This is a genomic window from Acinetobacter sp. YH12043 (assembly GCF_013419915.1).
Classification (GTDB): Bacteria; Pseudomonadota; Gammaproteobacteria; order Pseudomonadales; family Moraxellaceae; genus Acinetobacter.
Genome location: NZ_VOZD01000017.1, coordinates 20,862 through 41,808, shown reverse-complemented (window position 1 = coordinate 41,808; position 20,947 = coordinate 20,862). Strand labels below are relative to the sequence as shown.

At 43.7% G+C, this 20,947-nt stretch carries 16 protein-coding genes; 9 read left to right on the top strand and 7 right to left on the bottom strand.

Annotated features, from left to right (window positions below; all coding sequences use genetic code 11):
* Entirely contained in the window at nucleotides 1-1,416 is a 1,416-nt protein-coding gene (locus FTU01_RS09675; protein WP_180138904.1) for a hypothetical protein, read from the top strand.
* Nucleotides 1,417-1,473: 57 nt separating this feature from the next.
* Here FTU01_RS09675 and FTU01_RS09670 read toward each other — a convergent pair whose 3' ends face one another.
* From FTU01_RS09670 to FTU01_RS09655, 4 genes are all read right to left on the bottom strand, one after another.
* Nucleotides 1,474-3,192: a proline--tRNA ligase gene (locus FTU01_RS09670; protein WP_180138902.1), complete on the bottom strand. Its 1,719-nt coding sequence runs from the start codon at nucleotides 3,190-3,192 to the stop codon at nucleotides 1,474-1,476.
* A gap of 97 nt (nucleotides 3,193-3,289) precedes the next feature.
* Complete coding sequence (locus FTU01_RS09665) at nucleotides 3,290-6,397, bottom strand: efflux RND transporter permease subunit (RefSeq protein ID WP_180105053.1); 3,108 nt, start codon at nucleotides 6,395-6,397, stop codon at nucleotides 3,290-3,292.
* Nucleotides 6,398-6,415: 18 nt separating this feature from the next.
* Nucleotides 6,416-7,543, bottom strand: coding sequence for an efflux RND transporter periplasmic adaptor subunit (locus tag FTU01_RS09660; protein ID WP_166139290.1), 1,128 nt, complete (start codon nucleotides 7,541-7,543; stop codon nucleotides 6,416-6,418).
* Between the two features lie 51 nt (nucleotides 7,544-7,594).
* Nucleotides 7,595-8,239, bottom strand: coding sequence for a hypothetical protein (locus FTU01_RS09655; protein ID WP_159123370.1), 645 nt, complete (start codon nucleotides 8,237-8,239; stop codon nucleotides 7,595-7,597).
* 283 nt (nucleotides 8,240-8,522) lie between these two features.
* Here FTU01_RS09655 and pilG point away from each other — a divergent pair, with 283 nt between their 5' ends.
* From pilG to FTU01_RS09625, 6 genes are all read left to right on the top strand, one after another.
* On the top strand, nucleotides 8,523-8,906 hold the full coding sequence (gene pilG, locus FTU01_RS09650) for a twitching motility response regulator PilG (RefSeq protein ID WP_004784987.1): 384 nt from the start codon (nucleotides 8,523-8,525) through the stop codon (nucleotides 8,904-8,906).
* Between the two features lie 25 nt (nucleotides 8,907-8,931).
* Nucleotides 8,932-9,300, top strand: a complete 369-nt coding sequence (locus FTU01_RS09645; RefSeq protein WP_004784985.1) for a response regulator — start codon at nucleotides 8,932-8,934, stop codon at nucleotides 9,298-9,300.
* 5 nt (nucleotides 9,301-9,305) lie between these two features.
* Nucleotides 9,306-9,842, top strand: coding sequence for a chemotaxis protein CheW (locus FTU01_RS09640; RefSeq protein WP_159123371.1), 537 nt, complete (start codon nucleotides 9,306-9,308; stop codon nucleotides 9,840-9,842).
* A 46-nt stretch (nucleotides 9,843-9,888) separates the two neighbouring features.
* Nucleotides 9,889-11,958 (top strand): methyl-accepting chemotaxis protein, encoded by a 2,070-nt coding sequence (locus FTU01_RS09635; RefSeq protein ID WP_159123372.1) that lies wholly within the window; start codon nucleotides 9,889-9,891, stop codon nucleotides 11,956-11,958.
* Between the two features lie 167 nt (nucleotides 11,959-12,125).
* Nucleotides 12,126-16,643: an Hpt domain-containing protein gene (locus FTU01_RS09630; protein WP_180138900.1), complete on the top strand. Its 4,518-nt coding sequence runs from the start codon at nucleotides 12,126-12,128 to the stop codon at nucleotides 16,641-16,643.
* The gene (locus tag FTU01_RS09625; RefSeq protein WP_159123374.1) at nucleotides 16,644-17,102 is read left to right on the top strand and encodes a hypothetical protein; all 459 of its coding nucleotides are present in this window, start codon (nucleotides 16,644-16,646) and stop codon (nucleotides 17,100-17,102) included. It abuts the gene before it with no gap.
* Nucleotides 17,103-17,160: 58 nt separating this feature from the next.
* Here the strand turns inward: FTU01_RS09625 and dapE are convergent, their stop codons facing one another.
* The 3 genes from dapE to FTU01_RS09610 form a co-directional block, all read right to left on the bottom strand.
* Nucleotides 17,161-18,297, bottom strand: a complete 1,137-nt coding sequence (gene dapE / locus FTU01_RS09620) for a succinyl-diaminopimelate desuccinylase (protein ID WP_004784977.1) — start codon at nucleotides 18,295-18,297, stop codon at nucleotides 17,161-17,163.
* 123 nt (nucleotides 18,298-18,420) lie between these two features.
* The gene (locus FTU01_RS09615) at nucleotides 18,421-18,570 is read right to left on the bottom strand and encodes an entericidin A/B family lipoprotein (RefSeq protein ID WP_004784975.1); all 150 of its coding nucleotides are present in this window, start codon (nucleotides 18,568-18,570) and stop codon (nucleotides 18,421-18,423) included.
* A 115-nt stretch (nucleotides 18,571-18,685) separates the two neighbouring features.
* A complete protein-coding gene (locus FTU01_RS09610) occupies nucleotides 18,686-19,561 on the bottom strand; it encodes a DUF1853 family protein (RefSeq protein WP_004784973.1) in 876 nt (291 codons plus the stop codon).
* A gap of 88 nt (nucleotides 19,562-19,649) precedes the next feature.
* Between FTU01_RS09610 and FTU01_RS09605 the strand changes: the two genes are divergently transcribed.
* Entirely contained in the window at nucleotides 19,650-20,087 is a 438-nt protein-coding gene (locus FTU01_RS09605) for a YbaN family protein (protein ID WP_125278257.1), read from the top strand.
* Nucleotides 20,084-20,596: a cell wall-recycling L,D-carboxypeptidase ElsL gene (gene elsL / locus FTU01_RS09600; RefSeq protein WP_159123377.1), complete on the top strand. Its 513-nt coding sequence runs from the start codon at nucleotides 20,084-20,086 to the stop codon at nucleotides 20,594-20,596. The genes FTU01_RS09605 and elsL overlap by 4 nt, the downstream gene beginning before the upstream one ends.
* The last annotated feature ends 351 nt before the right edge of the window (nucleotides 20,597-20,947 follow it).

Sequence of the window (20,947 nt, the reverse complement as noted above, 5' to 3'; positions counted from 1 at the left end):
ATGAAAAAAATAATATTGAATAGCTTGATTGTCACTTTAATGGGCCTTACTCAACAGGCGATGGCAATGACAGCCTTAGACGATGAGGCTTTATCGGCAGTTGATGCACAGGCCTTATTAAATTTGGAAAATGCTTATGATTCATCACAAGGGATTAACTTCCATAAGCTAAGTATTGAAGCTTTAATGGAATTGAATATTAATATCAAAACTTTGCAGCTTGGTTGTGGTGGAACGAATAACAGTATTGGGAATACTAATGGTTGTGATATTGATATTTCTAACTTGGCTTTGAGTGGCTTAAATACCTCTCTTGATGATAAAGGTAACCCTGTCTTTTTAGGCGACCGTGCTAATACCAGTGCCAGTGTGAGTAATCCCTTTGTTGAGTTTGCAATTAAAAATGGTGGAAGTGCTTCTACCCGTGAAGTGGTCGGTTTTCGTCTAGGTGCAGATAAAATTGTCGGACTCTTAACCATGGGGACTGACAACATCGAAAATCCGAATGATGGCCTCAAAAGTTTTAGTGGTTATATGAAAATGGCGCAAACCACTGGTGAGTCTGTTACAAAAGCGGGAACCTTTGGTATTGCAAATGATGAAAAAATCTCAGGGAATCTAAAGGCTTTAGGACAAACACGTACTTTTACCAGTAAGCCAGGTGCTGATGGCCATACCGGGATTACAGTGCCTTCCATGCGGGTAGACTTTACTATGCCAGAAACTGTCGTGACTGGGCAACGCTTAAAGTCAGCGACTGTAAGTAATATCCGTTCTACTATTGCTTCGATTCCATTAGCAAAGGCTTTAACGGGTTCAACTTTGCCAAGTGATGTGATTGGTACACCAGATTTTTCAAAAGATAAGCTGTATGTAGAGTTTGATCCATTAATTGGATTTCTTAATTTAGGAACACATTCTTTCTTTCAAATGGGTGCTGGTTCAAGTCTGGATAACCTGAATATGGACATCACCTTTGTTCAGGCTCTAAATATGATCCATAATATTCCATTAAATGGTACAGGCGGTTATTTGTCTTTACAGAGTCAGAATGTGCATTGGCAAGGTGCGGACGCGGCTGATATTGCCAAACCAGGTTGGTGGCTATCTTTTAAAGACCCGATTCAACTGGGTGTATTAAAAACTACAGATGAAGTTGATATTTCATTCGTGTTACCTCAGGTAGCAACTGCTATTTCTGAATTTCTTTTACGTCCTGAAAACTTGATTGATGTCAGTGTGGGCGAGGCTTTAGGGTCTCTGGCGAATGTCGCGGTGGTGCGTAAATTGAATATTGATGTGGGTAAATTTACTAACTATGTAGATGGTACTCCTGCAACTTTAACCTTAATGGACAAGCTGCTACAGAACCAGAATGTGACCTCAAACTGCTTTGGCGGGCATAAGTTCTGCTAAGTTAGAGACATAAAAAATCCTGCTCTAGGCGGGATTTTTTGTGTTCGTTAGAAAATATTATTTCGCAATTTTTGCCAGTAGTTCTTCTTTCGAAAGATTTACTGATTCTGCATCACGGCGACCTTTATATTCAAAAGTACCTGCATCCAGACCTTTTTCACCAATCACAATACGATGTGGAATACCAGTCAATTCAAGATCAGAGAATTTCACACCTGGACGCTCGTTACGGTCATCAAGCAATACGTCAAAACCAGCAGCTTGCAGTTCTGCATATAAGCTTTCAGCTGCTTCTAAAGTGCGAGGTGATTTATGCGCATTCATTGGCACAATTGCCACTTCAAATGGAGCGATCGCAGCCGGCCAGATGATACCTTTTTCATCGTAATTCTGTTCAATTGCAGATGCTACGACACGTGTCACACCGATACCATAACAACCCATCGTTACAGTGAATGGTTTGCCATCTTCACCTAAGACTTTACAGCCTAAAGCTTCAGAGTATTTTTTGCCTAACTGGAAGATATGACCTACTTCGATACCACGTTTGATTTGAAGTGTACCTTTACCATCTGGAGAAGGATCGCCTTCAACCACATTACGCAGGTCATAAACTTCGCTAAACTGCGCATCACGTTCCCAGTTCACGCCAGTTGAGTGCTTGTCTGCTTCGTTTGCACCTGCAACAAAGTCAGACAGTACAGAAGCAGCACGGTCAACAATCACTGTTAGGCCTTTCTCTACTAAACCTTGCGGACCTACAAAACCAGCAGTCAAACCTAGTTCAGCAAGTTGAGCTTCAGTAGCAAAAGCCAAAGGCGCAGCAATTTTTGGATGCTTTTCGGCTTTAATTTCATTCAGTTCATGGTCACCACGAAGGAACAGGGCAACGACCGGAGCTGCTTTACCTTCTTCAGCTGCAACGCCTTGAACCAGTAATGCCTTCACTGAATGTGCAGGGTCAGTGCCAAGGAAGCTTGATACATCAGCAATCGTTTTTTGATTTGGGGTATCAACCACTTTCAGTTCTTGAGTTGGAGCAGCACGATCGCCCACCAGAATCGCTTCAGCCATTTCGATGTTAGCCGCATAATCAGATTCAGTTGAGAAGGCGATATCATCTTCACCACTTGAAGCCAAGACGTGGAATTCGTGTGAACCTGAACCACCGATTGAACCGGTATCCGCTTGTACTGGACGGAAATCCAGACCTAAACGGGTAAAGATCTTGCAGTACGCTTCGTACATTTTATCGTAAGTTGCTTGCAGAGATTCCTGATCCGCATGAAAAGAGTAAGCATCTTTCATAATGAATTCACGTGAGCGCATTACGCCAAAACGAGGACGAATTTCGTCACGGAACTTGGTTTGAACCTGGTAGAAGTTTGCAGGCAGTTGTTTGTAACTTTTTAGCTCATTACGTGCCAGATCAGTGATCACTTCTTCATGTGTTGGGCCAAGCACAAAGTCATTAGTATGACGATCTTTAAAACGTAATAGTTCAGGACCGTATTGCACATAACGACCAGATTCTTCCCAAAGAGAAGCTGGTTGGGTCACAGGCATCAAGACTTCGAGTGAACCCGCGTTATTCATCTCTTCGCGAACGATCGCTGCAACTTTATTTAATACGCGAACGCCCATCGGCAGCCAGGTGTACAAACCTGAAGCCAACTTACGAATCATACCGGCACGAAGCATCAGCTGATGTGAAATAACTTCAGCATCGTTCGGGGTTTCTCTCAACGTTGCAAATAAAAAGCGACTCGCGCGCATGGAAACTGTCCTAAAAAAATTAAGCGTTAAAGCAGAGATTATACAATAAAAAATGAGGTGAACATTCGTGAATGTCACCTCATTGTGATGGTTTAAATTATGCCATGATTTTACGGGCTTGGCGCAGCATAAAATTCTTAAAGTCATCCAGGTAAGTGAAAATCACTGGAACCACGACCAATGTCAGCAGGGTGGAGGTAATTACCCCGCCGATCACGGCATGTGCCATCGGTGCACTTTGTTCACCACCTTCACCTAAGCCCAGAGCGAGCGGCACCATTCCCATGACCATGGCACTGGTGGTCATCAGAATTGGACGTAAACGGGTTTTGCCGGCATTCAGAATCGCATCATAACGGGCTTCACCCCGATCCATGGCTTTCTTGATGAAGTCGATAAGCAGAATCGCATTTTTGGTCACCAGGCCCATCAGCATAATAATACCGATAATTGAAAACAGGTTCATGGTCGAATTAAACAGGAATAGCGCCAGGAATACACCAATTAATGACAAGGGTAATGAAGCCATAATGGCAGCAGGGTGAATAAAGCTGTTGAACTGGGAGCCGAGTACTATATAAATGAATACAATTGACAGGGTAATCGCAGTGAGCGCATAACCTGCGGATTCTGCCATATCTGCATTGGCGCCTTGGGTATCAAAACTATAACCCGGCGGCATGTCGAAACTATCCTGAAGTCTGCTGATATCCGTACCGATGTCACCTGCGGGGCGTCCAGAGGTATTTGCTTCAACCAGCACCTCACGCGCCAGATCTCGACGATTAATCTGAGAAGCTCCCAGTTTTTCTTCAAAATTAGCAACGCTAGAAAGTGGGATCAAGATCGGCTGATTATTGCCATCCATTTTAGATGAAGTGATATACATATTTTGCAGATCACTCGGCAGGGTGCGCCGGTCTTCGGTCAGGCGTAAGTTAACATCATAAGTTTCACCTTTTTCATCCTGCCAGGTGGTGACATCATCGCCGGCAATCAGTGGGCGAACCACATTGGCAATTTGATTGACTGATAAACCAAGATCGCTGGCCAGAACGCGATTGATCTGTACACCTAAGGTCGGTTTTGGCTCTTTCAGTGAGGATTCAAGATCGACAATGCCATCAATTTTAGCCATCTCGACCATAAAGCGATCGGAAATCTTCTGTAGTTCATTCAAATCAGGGCCTTTGATTGAAATCATAATCGGCTTTTGGCCACCCGATACGGTTTCATCCGCGGAAGCGACTGAGGTAATGGTAATGCCGCCCACAGATTGTAAACGTTGACGGAATTCATTATTGAGATCATTCAAGCTTTTCTCGCGTTCAGTCCGCGGAGTCACAGTGACACGTAAGCTGACATGGTTTTTACCGCGATCGGTCACACCATTAATTACGCCGTAAGTTGCACGTACATCAGGATGCTGACGTACAATTTTATCGACCTGCTGCAGTTTGGCTTGTGAATATTCCAGTGAAGCATCGACTGGAGTTTCAAACTTGATCCGGATTTCACCCTTATCCGGGACAGGTACGAACTCGGTACCAATCAGTTTCGACAGGGCTAGAGCGCCAAACAAAGACGCCACTGCAATTACAATAGTAATGAATCTAAAGCGCAAAGCCAGTTTCAGCAGTTTTTCATAGACATGGCTTAAATTGTCTAATTTACCTGAAATCCAGTTAAAGAAACGTTTAATGCGCCCTGGCTTTTTATTGGGATCTTTTTTCTTTTCTGCCCAATGCGCAGATAGCATTGGATCTAGAGTGAAGCTAACAAACATGGAAATCAGAACGGCGGTACTCACCGTTACACCGAACTGATAGAAGAAACGGCCAATGATTCCGCCCATAAAGGCAACAGGCAAGAATACCGCGACAATGGTCAGTGTTGTTGCCAGAACGGCAAGGCCAATTTCTTTGGTGCCGTCCAGCGCGGCAGTGACATGGTCTTTACCCATATCGGTATGCCGTACGATATTTTCCCGTACTACAATTGCATCATCAATCAGCAAACCGATACTTAAAGACAGGGCCAATAAGGTCATCATATTGATGCTGAAACCAAAAGCCCAGATAAAGGTCAAAGTTCCGAGCAATGCAATCGGTAAAGTGAGGCCAGTAATGACCGTTGAGCGGAAAGAACCTAAAAATAATAGAACAATCAGCACAGCAAGCACCGCACCCTCAATAATGGTACGCGCAACATCCCCAATGGTGCCGCGGATACTTTTTGAAGAATCCACCACAACTTTTAAGGTGGTTCCTTGTGGCAATTGGGCTTTAATGCTTTCAAGAGTTTTGTAGGTACTGTCTACTACTTCAATAACATTAGAATCAGAGCTACGCAGAATGTCGACAGCCACTGCAGCCTTGCCATCCAGAAATGCACCAGTTTCAAGTTCTGCCTGACTATCTTCAATTTCTGCGACCTGTTTCAGAAAGATCGGTGCACCATTTTTATTGGCAATGACCAGATCGCCAAAGGCGAGGGGATGCAGGACTTTGGAATTGATCTCAATCACCAGTTCCGAGTTGCCAGATTTTAATGTACCACCCGGAACTTCGATATTTTCAGATTTCAGAGTATTGATGACGCTATCCACGCCAATGCCAAAAGCTTGTAGTTTCTGTGGTTCAACCTGAATGCGAATCTGGCGCTGTGCATCACCGAGCAGGTTGACGGTACCTACACCCGGAACAGTTCTCAGTTGTGGAACAATGCGCTGATCCAGATAGGAGCTTAGTGTCTTTAAACCCATATTGTCGGACTCAAATACGATCGACATGATTGCATTGGCAGTCGGATCATAACGCTCGACGACTGGCTCCTGAATTTCATCACGGAATTCAGCGGTGACTGAAGCAATTTTGTCACGGACATCCTGTGCTGCCGTGGTTGAAGGCACTTCCAGATTGAATTCGGCCGTAATCATCGACAGGCCTTCACTGGATTGTGAAATCACCTGTTTTAAACCGGAAATAGTATTGATCTGGTCTTCGAGTTTTTTGGTAATTTCCGATTCAACAGTTTCTGGAGAAGCACCTGGATAATTCGTATAAATTACGACAAAGGGGAAATCGACATCCGGAAATTCTTCCACACCCATGCGCTGCCAGGAAGCCAGTCCAAGTACCATCAAACAGAACATCATCATAATAGTGAAGACGGGATACTTCACACTAATTCGGGTAAACCACATATTAATGATCCTGTCTGATTAGTTGGAACGCACTGTCACTGGTTTGTTGAGATCTGCCTCGGTAAATGGAATGCGACTGACCTGATCACCTGTTTCCAGACCCTGGATCACTGCGGTATTCTGGTTATAGCGCTGTTCCAGAACCTGAACATTCACTTTAATAATTTTGTTCTGGCGAATAACCCAGACATAAGGTTTATTCTGGATATCCTGAATGGTATCGAGGGGAATGATCTGACCAGAAACTTGTTGAGAACTCAGAATATTGCCTTCAACAAAAGAGCCAATACTTAAAGAGGGAATACTTTCATTCGGTCTGGCGAAGAATTCAATCTGGCGGCTGGCTTGATCGGCAATTGGAGATACCCGGCTAATAGCAGCGGTAAATGTGTTTGGATTGCCCTGAATCTGGTATTCAATTTTGCTACCTAAACGCAGACTGGACTGCATCTCACTCGGGACACGGGCCTGAATTTCCAGTTGATTTGGATTTACGATTTCAAACAGGGTTTGTCCGATCGCCACGGTTTGACCGGGCTCAACCTGACGCTGGGTGATCACGCCACTAATCGGGCTGGTGATAATGCCATCACGATCGGCTTTTACGGCAATATCGACATTGGCTTGCTGTGCGCGGACATTTTCAACCTGGGCCTGATAGTCAACCTGACTTTGCTCATATTCAACTTTAGAAATAAAGCCTTGGTCGAGCAGGCGCTTTTTGCGCTGCATCATGTTACGCGCCTGATTGGCCTGTGCCTGGGTAGATGCCAGATTGGCACGGGCCTGAGCCAGACGTGCGGCATTGTCCTGATTATTTAAGCGAACCAGTACCTGACCTTTAGCTACATTGTCACCGACCTGAGCATTAACACTGGTGGCAGTGGCCGAAACCTGCGCTTGAATACTGCTTTGGTTGACTGCGCGAATAGTGCCGGTAAATGCGGATTTCTGGATTGAAGTACCTGTTTTTACAGCTACCAGATCCTGAAGAATTAGTTCAATTGTTTTGGGACTTTCGGCTTGCGGTGTAGATTCATTTTTATTGCAGCCGCTTAGAAAAAGACTTAAGCAAAGTGCACTCACCATCAATACAGAGCGCGAAGAAGGGGTCTTTGAAATATGAAAATGCTGTGCAAATGGCATATTAATCCTTTTCACTTGTGGTCGTTTAAAGCAACAACAAGTTATTTGTGTTTATTCAAGTGCTTTTAAACGGGCAATAATTCTGTCGTATTCCGCTTCCATATTTCGATAGCGAGTTTGTAAAGATTGAATATTTTCTTTTTGAGAAATCAGGTTTTTCTGGTTGTTTTCAAGGTTGGCTTTCAAAGATGCCGGGGGATTATTGCCTTTACGTAAATATTCACGTTCTTGGCGTAAAAACATAACCCGGTCTTGCTGCAACTGTTTCATCTGCTCTTGCTGAAAGGCAATCTGTTTTTTAAGTTGGCTCAGACTTTCATTCTTTTTTTGTAGAGCAACATGGCTATTGGTATAGGCACGTTTCAGTTTCTGGTCTTCTGCGATGCGCTGAGCCTGCTGGGCACGTTGCGGCGCCTGTTTAATATCTTTATCGACATTATAAGGACGTGCACGTTTAATGACCTGCATATTCTGGTCAAGTGCCTCATATCCATAGCGGATATGGTTGGGGGTAACGTTAGTGCTGATATTGGCCACACCTTTATTATCATAATAGCGGTACCAGGTGGCTTTTGGTGGCTGGTTAGTTGAGGCATAAGAAATGGTGACCTGAAGAAAAAGTGTCACTGCAAATATGAATCGGCCAGTCATTTTATTTTTATCAATGAAAGCAAGTTTTTCTGAAAACTGACTCATCATTGGCTCCCCAATTGAAAGTTGACTAAATTACTTATTTTAAAGTAATAATAATGCTATATTAGACTCAAATTCACGAATTAAAAACTACCATCAGTCAAAAAAAAAGCAATGACAAAATAAAAATGTGAAATGGTTAATGAAAATCCGCCATTTATGCACACTTGTGCAGAAAATGTTCATTGATAATACAAGTGGATTTGTGTTAAAAATGTTTATCGATCGTAATAAAATAATCCTATGAGCCTTATGGCGCATCGTTTCTAAAATGGGAAGGGTCAAAATGGACGATAAATTCCAAAATCTAAAAGTTATGGTCATTGATGACTCAAAGACCATTCGTCGTACAGCAGAAACTCTTCTACAGCGCGAAGGATATGAAGTCGTGACTGCGGTAGATGGTTTTGAAGCTTTGTCAAAAATCGCAGAAGCCAATCCGGATATCGTATTTGTAGACATCATGATGCCTCGTCTAGATGGTTATCAAACTTGTGCATTGATTAAAAATTCTCAAAATTATCAGAATATTCCTGTGATTATGCTTTCGAGTAAAGATGGCTTATTTGATCAGGCCAAAGGTCGTGTTGTTGGTTCGGACGAATACTTGACTAAACCTTTCAGTAAAGATGAATTGCTTAACGCAATCCGTAACCATATTAGTGCTTAATAATTGATTTTTTAGGGGAATTGGCATGGCGCGTATCTTAATCGTAGATGACTCACCGACAGAAACATTCCGTTTTAGAGAGATTCTTTCTAAACATGGCTTTGAGGTGATTGAAGCATCCAATGGTGCAGATGGGGTAACCATGGCTCAGGCTGAGTTGCCAGATCTGGTATTGATGGATGTGGTCATGCCAGGCGTGAATGGCTTCCAGGCAACACGTCAAATTGCACGTGGTGCAACCACCAAGCATATTCCGATTGTGATTGTAAGTACCAAAGATCAGGCCACTGACCGCGTTTGGGGTAAACGTCAGGGCGCCGCAGATTATCTTACAAAACCGGTAGATGAAAAACAGTTGATTGAAGTGATTAAGCACCACCTCAACGCAGGATAAGCTCTATGGCAGCAAATGGATTTATCGAATTGCTTCGCATTGCGAAACGGGGAAATAAAAACTACGTTTCTAATGAAAATGAAGTCAACCGATGGTCAGGCATTGCTTTTGAGATGATGGGGCAATATTTTGTTGCCCCGCTGGGGGAAGTATCCGAAGTGATCTATCCTCCAAAATATACGCCAGTTCCTAATACTCAATCATGGGTTTTAGGGTTGGCCAATATTCGGGGAAGGTTATTATCAGTTTCTGATTTGACTCAATATGTATCAGGACAGAGTAGCCAGTTTTCACCGACTCAAAAAGTATTATGTATTCACCATAATGACCAATATGTCGGTTTGGTTGTTGATCAAGTTTTGGGTATACAACATTTTAATAAGAAAAGTTTTTTTTCTAAAACAACTGAATTGGATAATAACTTACAAGAATACTGTCAGGGATTTTTCCACCAGCATAACCAACAATGGCATGTGTTCTTATTCAGTCGTCTGTTGCAAAATCCAAAATTTATGAACGCATCTATAAAATTTATAAATTAAACGTCGCGCACGAAAGTAATAAAGACGTAAATCGGGGAGAGGCTGCATGGGCTTTAAACTTAAAAAGAAAAATACAGGTGAAGGTAGCCGCAAAAGTGGCAATACTTTTTTATCCAAGATTCAATCACAAACAGATCAGTTGTCACGTGTATTTGGTGATAGTGAAAAGTCTAAACCGTTTATTTATGGCGCAGCTGGCTGTCTGTTAGCGGCAACCATCACTTTATTGTATCTTTTCTACAGTGTGCCACGTGCCAACCAGCTGACACAAAGTCTGGGTGATTTACGTCTGCTTTCACAAACCATTTCACGTCAGGCAACTGAAGCAACAGCTTCTGGTACACCTGAGGCGATGAAAAACCTGACAGATTCTCAAAAAGCTTTTGCTGAAAACCTTGAGACTGTAAAAAATATTCACTCCAATAATGAAGCGCTGCAAGCAGTAGATAAACAGTGGACAGAAGTGTCTTCTAGTATTGACCTGATTGCATCGCAACAAAAAATCATTAACCAGTTATATGACACCAACATCGCAATTGGTGAAGCGATCCCGGGGATTCAGGCCGAATATAACTTGATGGTCGACCAGATGGCGCGTCAAGACATGCCGTCTAACCAGGTGGTTATTGCGAAAAACCAGGTATTCATTGCGGAACGTATTTTACGTTCGATCAGCTTGGTATTGACCGGTAACGACGGTTCACGTGAATCAGCGGACGACTTCAGTGCCGATACCGAAACTTTCGGTTCATACTTAAATGCACAGTTAAACGGTTCTGCTGAACTGGGTGTACAACGTATTACTGATCCAAACCTGCGCGAGTCTCTTGAAGGCATTAAAGCAGAATATGATGATGTACTTGAATCAGCATCTGCGACAATCCTGAAAAACTCTGCGCAAATCGTAAAAGTACGTCAGGCATCTGCGTCAATTTTCTCGCAATCGGATGTCCTGCTCGATAACCTGAACAAACTATCTGGTAACTCTGGTCTGAAAACAATCGTTCCAGCAGTTCTGTTAATTCTGTTATTGATCGGCTTCCTGCTGTGTGTATTCCGTCTGTTAACCCTACGTGGTGCATCGGATAAACAGCGTGTAACCCGTCTTCAAGAAGAATATGACCGTAACCAGAATGCGATTTTACGTTTACTGGACGAGATTGCCGACCTTGCGGATGGTGACTTGCGTTCATATGCAACAGTATCGGAAGACTTTACTGGTGCGATTGCCGACTCGATTAACTTCGCGATCGACCAGTTACGTGACCTGGTATCTCGTATTACCGAAACTTCTCAGGAAGTTGCGCAATATACAGCGACAACTCAAAGCATTACCAACCAGTTAGCTGAAGCATCTGAACACCAGGCACAAGAAATTGCCGGTGCATCTGCTGCGATTAACGAAATGGCGATGTCCATTGACCAGGTATCTGCCAACGCGGAAGAATCTGCAGTCGTTGCGGAACGTTCAGTACAAATTGCTGCAAATGGTGCAGACGTTGTACACCGTTCAATTGAAGGTATGGATACGATTCGTGAACAGATTCAGGAAACGTCGAAACGTATTAAACGTCTGGGTGAATCTTCACAAGAAATTGGTAACATCGTCGCCCTGATTAACGATATTGCCGACCAAACGAACATCCTGGCTTTGAACGCAGCGATTCAAGCGTCGATGGCGGGTGAAGCTGGTCGTGGTTTCGCCGTGGTAGCGGATGAGGTCCAGCGTCTTGCGGAACGTTCTGCATCTGCAACTAAACAGATTGAAGGCCTGGTAAAAACCATTCAGACCGATACCAACGAAGCCGTAATTTCAATGGAACAAACCACAGCCGAAGTTGTACGTGGTGCGAACTTGTCTAAAGATGCCGGTGTGGCACTAGATGAGATTCAGAACGTATCGAATAACCTGGCAAAACTGATTGCAAACATTTCCGATGCTGCGAAACTTCAGTCAGCATCTGCAGGTCATATTGCGACCACGATGAATGTCGTACAGGAAATTACTTCACAAACTACGAGTGCAACCTTCGATACAGCACGTTCGGTATCTGAATTGGCGAACATGGCCGATGCATTACGTGAATCTGTATCTGACTTTAAACTACCCGAATAAAGTCAGAAAGTATGAGGGGAGTGTGCCTTAACCCAGGTTGAGGCACATTCAGAAATACAGATAAAGCCTCGACAAGATGGACCTAACTATTAAGGATAGGTCTCGCGTGACGGTCACAATTAAGTTTGAGCGCCCTTCTTGGCGGCACAACGTAAGAAGCATTAGCTATGAAAGAAATATTAAAAAATTTAGTTGAAACGACAACGCTTCCTGAAGACAGTTATCTTGATCAAGATGCAGAAATTCTTGAAATTTTTGTCGAGGAAATCGAAGAAATTTTCGTTGAGTTAAATGCTTTATTTCCAGAATGGTTGAGTGATCCGGCTCATCAGGAAAACCTGAAAACCATTCGCCGCCATTTTCATACCCTGAAAGGTTCAGGCCGTATGGTGGGGGCTAAATCTGCGGGTGAAATTGCATGGGCAGTGGAAGATACCTTAAACCGGGTACTTTCAGGTTCAATCCAGTTAACGCCTACGATTCAACAGTATGCCAAAGCTGTACTGAATATTTACCAGTTTACTTTATATCCAAAATTCAAACAGGTGCAGGAACTCGATGTTGACCTGCGCCCAGTCGTGCTTTTAGGTCAGCAATTACAACAACAAATGACACCTGAACCGGCTTTAGAAGAACTCTTGCAACTGGCAGACAGTCTGACTGCCGAAGGCCAGATCACAGGTCTTGAGCTAGGTGATTCGGCTGAAGATCAAGATACAACTGCAGCAATAGAAATAAGCACAACAGAATTTGAGCTTGAAGAAGCTGATAGTGAAGATGCTGCACGTAGTGATGTAGAAGAAACCGTGGCGATCTTTATCGAGGAAGCGGAAGAGCATCTCGAAACGATTGCCAAGTTCCTGCGTAGCGAAAATGAAAAAGTGCAGGATTATAATGCATTGATTCGTGCTATTCATACTTTGCGCGGCAGTTCGTCCATGGCACAGATCGAAGAAATCTTCGAGGCCAGCTCTAAAGTAGAACATCTGTTTAAAACACTGCTTCAGGATGAAATTGCATCCACCTCAAAAGAAACTGCTGTATTAATTCAGTATGCTGAATTTGTCAGCGACTATCTGCATTTGTTACGTCAGGGTGATAGCAGCAAACTGGCAGCAGTGTATGCGACTTTTGAGCGTGTCTGGAATGATTATGGCTTCGCAGCCACTGAAACGGAAACAGTTGAAACCCAAGGTCTGGTGACCAAGCTGGTTGAACTGGAGATTGACCTGTTACTGGATGCCGAGTTTGAATTCGATAAACGCGCTAAAGTCGATTATCCAGAATATATTCAGGCTTTAAGCGAGCAGGCTGCCGAGCTGCTTGCACATACAGATAACCGTGCCGCACTGGGTATTCATGAGTTTACGACAGATTTAAAATCTGCCTATGATGCCTTACTAGAAAAACCGGTACTGCTGAACAGCGATTATGCCTATGAGCTGTTTGCCCAGGCACATCAGGAATTCATTCATTTATTCGATACCCTGGCAGCAGGCCAGCGTGTCATTTTAAATGATGATACGCAAAAAACCTTGAGTGAACTGGCTGCATTCGTACAGCAGGATCTGGAGATCTTTACCGAAGACAATGTCCCTGCTGAACAAGTATCAGAAGAAATTTCTATTCCTGAAGCTGCAACCACAGCCAGCATTGACTTTGCTGCTTTAAGCCAGCGTATTGCCTCTGACCGCCAGTACATCGACAGCGCAGAAACTCAGCGTGATTTCGATGAGGATCTACTGAATATCTTCCTGGAAGAAGCGGATGAATTACTGGTAGGTATTGATGAAGATCTGAATACCTGGAGTAAAAAGCAGGATGATACGACTTCACTGAATAACTTGATGCGTCACTTGCACACCTTAAAAGGTGGTGCAAACATGATTACCGCTTCTCATATCGGTTCGATCTCGCACGAACTGGAAAGTATTTATGAGCGAATCATCCGTCAGCAGATTGCAGTAACGCCTACTTTGATTCAAATCATTCGTCTGGTGCAAGATAACGTTTCTGACCGTATCCAGTCGATCCGTGATGAAGGTATCGATTATCCAGCGGTTGAAGCAATTTCGATTCTGCAAAATATTCAGGCATTGGTGGCTGGTCAAGCTGTTGCAGCTCCAGTAGAAACATCGATTCCTGTTGTCGAATTTGAATATGCAGAAGCTACTGCTGATTCCGAACAAACAGCGGATGAAGTATCGGAAGAGATTGCATCAGAAAATACAGATTCAGATCTAGAACCGGCCCTAAACTTAGAAGATGAACAAGTTGAGCTGACTGAAACAGAAACTTTGACTGAGCCAGTTGAAATTGTAGCAGAAGAGCGCTCTGAAGAAGATGAACTGAAGTCAATTGTTGAAGAGACTTTCCTTGAAGAGTCAGAAGAGATTCTCGACAATACTGAAAAACTGCTGAACCAATGGTTTGATCAGCGTAGTGACCGTAGCTTATTGCTTCAATTACAACGTGCTGCCCACAGTATCAAGGGTGGTGCGCGCATGGTTGAAAACGAAAAGGTGGCCAGCATTGCGTATGAACTGGAAACCACATTCGAACAGTTTGCGGTATATCACTTTAACTCGAATGCTTATGATGGCCTGCTACAAAAAACGCTAGCTTGGTTAAGACAAGCGATCTTCCAGCGTGACTATAGCAATTTTGAACAGATCCAAAGCAGCCTGAAAAAGATTGCTTATGTGGATGTTACTGCGCAGCTGCCTGAACGTCTGGCTAAAACAGAAACGTTGGTCACTGAAAATAGCTTCGAGTTTGTTGAAGGTGATGGTACTGAGCCACCACGTATGATGGGTGAGTGGGTCGATACCGGTAATACCGATACCAGCCATGAGATGATCCGTATCTCTGCTGATCTGGTTGAGAAGATGATCGACCTGTCAGGCGAGAATGCAATTAACCGTTCGCGTATCGAGATGGATTTGGGTCAGCTCGGCAATACTCTGAACGAGATGGAACTGGCGATCAAGCGTCTGGCGGATCAGTTGCGCCGAATGGAAGGCGAGCTAGAATCTCAAATTATTGCCAAACATGGTTCAGAAAACTCGCGTTATGCAGACTTTGACCCGCTGGAAATGGACCAATATTCGTCCCTGAACCAGTTGTCCAAGTCGCTTGCGGAATCTGCTTCGGACTTGGTTGACTTCAAGAGCACTCTATCTGACAAGATTCGTGAAACTGAAGGTTTGTTATTGCAACAATCACGGATTCAGGCCGAGATTCAGGAAAGCCTGATGCGTACTCGTCTGGTACCGTTTGACCGGATGTTGCCACGTTTACAACGTATCGTACGTCAGACTTCTACGACTTTGAACCGTCCAGCTGAATTGATTGTTCAGAATAGTGAAGGTGAATTAGACCGTAATATTCTGGAACGTCTGGTAACGCCATTCGAGCATATGCTGCGTAATGCGATTGACCATGGTTTGGAAGATACAGCAGATCGTATTGCTCTGAATAAACCGGAAGTCGGTTCAATCCTGTTGAACATCAGCCGTCAGGGTACAGATGTCATCGTCTCATTTAGTGATGATGGTAAAGGTATCGATGCTGAGAAGATTCGTGAGAAAGCACTTAGTCAAGGCCTGATCAAAGAAGATCAGACACTGGATTCGGAAGAGCTATTGCAATTCATTTTTCACCCGGGCTTTAGTACCGCTAAATCTGTAACCCAGATTTCTGGTCGTGGTGTGGGTCTGGATGTAGTACAAAGCGAGATCAAGTCTCTGGGCGGTCACGTATCTGTCAGCTCTGAAGTCGGCAAAGGCACAACCTTCACTATTCGCGTACCGACGACTGTAGCGGTCAGCGATGCCTTGATGGTAAAAGTGGGCGATCAGCAATACGCCGTTTCTCTGGCGCAAATCGACCGTATTGTACGTATTGCACCATCTACTCTGGAAACTTACTTCAACAGTAAAGACGATTTCTTCAAGATTGATGGCGTTAATTACAAATTGCGTTACCTGTCTGAGTTCGTATCGAATCAGCCAATTCCTCGTCTGAACAACGTAGCGCATTCACTGCCAGTATTGCTGATTAAAGGCAACAGTGGTCAAACCATTGCCTTACTTGTGGATCAGTTAGTAGGTTCACGTGCACAGATCGTGGTGAAACCAATCGGCCATCAGTTCGCCAATATTGGTGTAGTCACTGGTGCGACGATTCTTGGTGATGGTCAGGTTTGTCTGATTCTGGATGGTCAGAATATTGCCCGTCAGATCCATGGTACGCAGCGTGTGAAACACATGCAGGATCAACGCGATGGTTCACGTTCTGGCAATGCTCGCCGTCTGGTGATGATCGTGGATGACTCGGTGACTGTACGTAAGGTGACCTCGCGTCTGCTTGAGCGTCAGGGCTATGATATTGTCACCGCCAAAGATGGTGTAGATGCGATTGAGCAGCTTGAAAATGTCCGTCCGGATCTGATGCTGCTGGATATTGAAATGCCGCGTATGGATGGTTTTGAGGTCACGAACCTGGTTCGTCACCACGATATTCACCGTGACCTGCCAATCATCATGATTACTTCACGTACTGGTGAAAAACACCGTGAACGTGCCTTCAGTCTGGGCGTAACCCACTACATGGGCAAACCGTTCCAGGAAGCTGAATTACTGGCGAATATTCAACAGTTAATTGCTGAAAAACAGGGGTCATAAATGAGTCAGAATACGACTAATGCCAAAATGGCTGATCAGATAAGTCAGCAGGAACTTCAGCATTTAATTACGGTATCTACCGGATTTATTGATGCTTATATTATTGACTGTCACGGCAAAGATCCAATGCTGTTACCACAAAATATTGTCCTGTCTGCACTGGATAGTGATACCCAGGTTAAAGTGGTTGAGTGGCATGATGCGCAATTACCGGTTTATGCAGTTAATGATCCAACACGTAAAAGTGGTGTGGCGCTGGTGATTGAAGGAGATGAGGTGCATCAGCGTTTTGCCCTGATGTGCAATGAAATGCCGAAAACCATTCGTCTGCGTATTTCTGAAGTGGTTGATGCCGATCAGCAAGTGACTGACCCCGCAGTATTCCAGTATGTGCGTATGGGGGATCAGTTATTTCACATCCCGCAAATGGGCCATATCCAGTCTTCAATCGGTCTATAATTCTTTTGAATGTATAAAAAAAGGAACTCATAAGAGTTCCTTTTTTTACATCTGGTGATTAATTGGCTAACAGGTTCACCAGAATCTGCTCATAAATTTCAGCCAGTGGTTCAAGATCTGCAATATCGACATGCTCATTAATCTGATGGATCGTGGCATTCAGTACACCGAGTTCCAGCACCTGTGCACCGGTAGGCGCAATAAAGCGACCATCTGAGGTGCCGCCTGAAGTTGATAATTCAGTTTCAGTACCAGTCACCGTTAAAATGGCATCTTTAGCGGCATTCACCAGCTCACCTACTGGTGTCAGGAATGGCAGGCCAGATAAAGTCCATGAAATATCATAGTCCACACCATGACGATCCAGAATTTCAAGCATACGTGCTTTTAGTTCTTCAGCAGTCACTTCAGTTGAATAACGCCAGTTGCAGAGCAGGTTCATCGTACCTGGAACAACGTTGGTTGCACCAGTACCGGCATTGATATTTGAAATCTGGAAAGACGTCGCAGGGAAGTATTCATTGCCATTATCCCAGACTGTTTCGCAGAGTTCGGCAATGGCTTTAGATGCTGTATGAATTGGATTCACTGCTAAGTGTGGATAAGCCACATGACCTTGTTTGCCTTTTACAGTCAAGTTGGCATTCAATGAACCACGACGGCCATTTTTGACAATATCACCCAGTTTGTTGGTACTTGATGGTTCACCTACCAGACACCAGGTAATTTTCTCATTACGGGCTTCCAGAGTTTCAATCACTTTTACCGTACCATTGATCGATGGACCTTCTTCATCTGAAGTGATCAGATAGGCAATTGAACCTTTATGATTCGGATATTTTTCGACAAAACGTTCAGTGGCTACAACCATCGCAGCCAAGGCGGTTTTCATGTCGGCACTACCACGGCCATATAGCTTGCCGTCACGAATTTCTGGAGCAAATGGGTCAGAGTTCCAGGCATCCAGGTTGCCGGTTGGCACAACATCGGTATGGCCAGCAAAACAGAAAACCGGGCCTTCAGTACCTTTACGCGCCCAAATATTATCAACATCTTCAAAGCGCATTGATTCAATATTGAAACCCACCTTCTTCAAACGTTCTGCCATGATATTCTGGCAGTCATGATCAATAGGGGTCACAGAAGGCTGACGTAATAATTGCAGGCTTAAATCAAGAGTCGCGGAAGATGTCATATGGTGAATTCATAAGTCGATAAATTTGTCGGCTCTATGATAGGCGAATATGGCCTATAATGTGAATGTTCCGCATAAAAAAACCCTATCTGAGATAGGGTTTGTGGAGAAGCTAGAAAGAGTTTAGTTTTGACGGATTTCTTCAGAAGTTTTTTCTGCAGTGCCTGTTACAGCTTCGCCTGCTTTAGAAACGTCTTTACCCACACCTTTGACAGTGTTACAGCCAGTTAAAACAAAAGCCATTACCAATGAAGCAGCAAGAATTTTTTTCATCATCATCTCCGTATTATCGATAATAAAATTATTATGATGTGGAACTAAGATTAGAAAATATACGACATAAAAAATATGTGGTTTTCATAGTGCTTCGGTTAATAAATGTAATGTTTTAAAAGGGTTTATGTGCAGGAAAGGGCAGCAGAAGCGGGCTGCGATACATATAAAAATCCTCTTGATCAGCCTTTTTATAAAGTCCATTTGTCCACCAATAGGGACTTGAACTGCTGATCTGCGCATTAGGATAAATCCATTCATGACGTTGTAAACGATAGAAGTTAGCCGCTGGGTCGGGAATCTGCTGACCCCATAAGCCTATGCGACGTTGGGTATTGACCCAGTCAGGTAAGGTCTGATCGGCACGATGCACTGGAAGATAAAGCTGGCCTTTTAACATGCAGAAACGCTGCTCAATCTGCTGATCCAGAGCCTCATCAAACTGAAACTGTTTCTGGGTAAAATGCTTCATTTTACGGATTAAAGTATCGGTGCGGTTTAGGCCATACCAGTTTGGCAGGCTAAAATCGGCTTCTGCGAGGTAGTATTTCAGCGCCACTTCCCAATGTTCAGTCAGACCAGCCTCTGTATTGAATAACAGAAAATCCAGTTCACCCAGTGTTTTAGCGCCGTCAATTTTCTGAATGCTATGACCTAAAAGCTTATAAGGATGATAGGCATCATCCAGCAGCCAGAACCAGACCAGCATTTCAAAGCGCAAACCCAGCCGGGTGCTTTTAAGCTGCTGCACGAATTGCTCCAGCTCTTCTGGATGCCGGTCCAGATATTTCAGACGTGGATGATAATTTTGCAGGTGATGTTGCCAAGTCTCAGAATCATGTAAGTCAAAAGCATGGACGACTTCAAGTTCGTCTGGAATTTGAGACAGAAGGTTTGGACTACCGACAGCAAATGCCAGTTGCCGCACCAAAGGATGCTGATAATATTGCCATGCTTCTACAAGATGATGATTTAGACTGGAAAAGGGCATAGCACATCCTGTGAAAAGTGCACAAATACAACGGACAGATTTTAAAAACACTTTATACTACCCCTAATTTTGTGGGTAGGATCGATTTATGAAAATATTGTTTTGGCGAAGCCTGGTCGTACTGTTTGTCGTACTAGGCTTTATCGGTGCAATCTTGCCCGGCATGCCAACTACAGTATTTTTAATTCTGGCGGCTTGGGCGGCATCCAAAGGCTGGCCACAGATGGATGCATGGCTGCTGAATCATCCAAAATATGGTCCGACTTTAAGAGCCTGGCGTGCCAATGGTACTGTGCCACGCAAGGCCAAATGGCTGGCCAGTATCATGATGTTCATCAGTGGCATTATCATGTTATTTACGACAGCACCGCTGGCAGTCAAAATCTTTACTGATGTGACCATGCTGATTGTGGCGATCTGGTTATGGCGTCGACCCGAACCAGTTCAGGACATAATCCATCCAGAACACATGGCCACAAAGAAAGTAGAACTAGAAACTATCAAGACAGAGAAAGAGAAGTCATGAGCCATTTGCAGCTGGATCAGGCAGAAATCCTGATTGATCTCGCCCAACAAAAACTATATTTGCCAAAATATAATAAGCAGTACCTGATTTCTACGGGTAAGAATGGCATAGGTGAAGCAGAAAATAGTGGCAAGACGCCTCGTGGATGGCATAAAGTCGCTGAAAAGTTTGGCCAGCAGACACCTTTAAATAGTGTGTTTATTGCCCGTCAAGCGACAGGTGAAATTTATAATGCAGAACTGGCACAGCAATTCCCGCAGCGAGACTGGATTCTCAGCCGGATCTTATGGCTAAGTGGGCTTGAAGAAGGTTTTAACCAGGGCGAGGGTTGTGATACTTACCAACGTTATATCTATATTCATGGTACGCCTGATTCTGAGCCGATGGGTATTGCAATGTCACATGGCTGTATCCGCATGCGGAATACGGATGTGGCCGAGCTGTTTGAACTGGTGAATGAAGATGCACTGGTCTATATTTCAGAACAGCCGCTGAATCTGACTGTTTAAATGACTTAAATGACATAAGAAAATTTGTGGATGATTTAAAATTAATTGAAATATCTTCTATTTAAATAAAAGAAAATAGATGAGGTCATCGATCTTCTAGGTACTCTACTTTTATAGACAAATAGAGTTAGAAACATGATTTATAGTCTGCCAATAAAAGTCATCGATTTGTTTTTAGAGGGCTGCAAGCTTTTAAAATAAAGATTACAGGATCACAACGTTGCAGTGAGTTGGGCTTTGTATAATCTTTCAGCAATACTGAAGGCTGTTGCATGTTCTGGTCTCAATTTTCATGAGTAAAACCGTAAAAATCCGGCTTTTAGTTTCACAGAGTATCTTTAAAAAATCGGT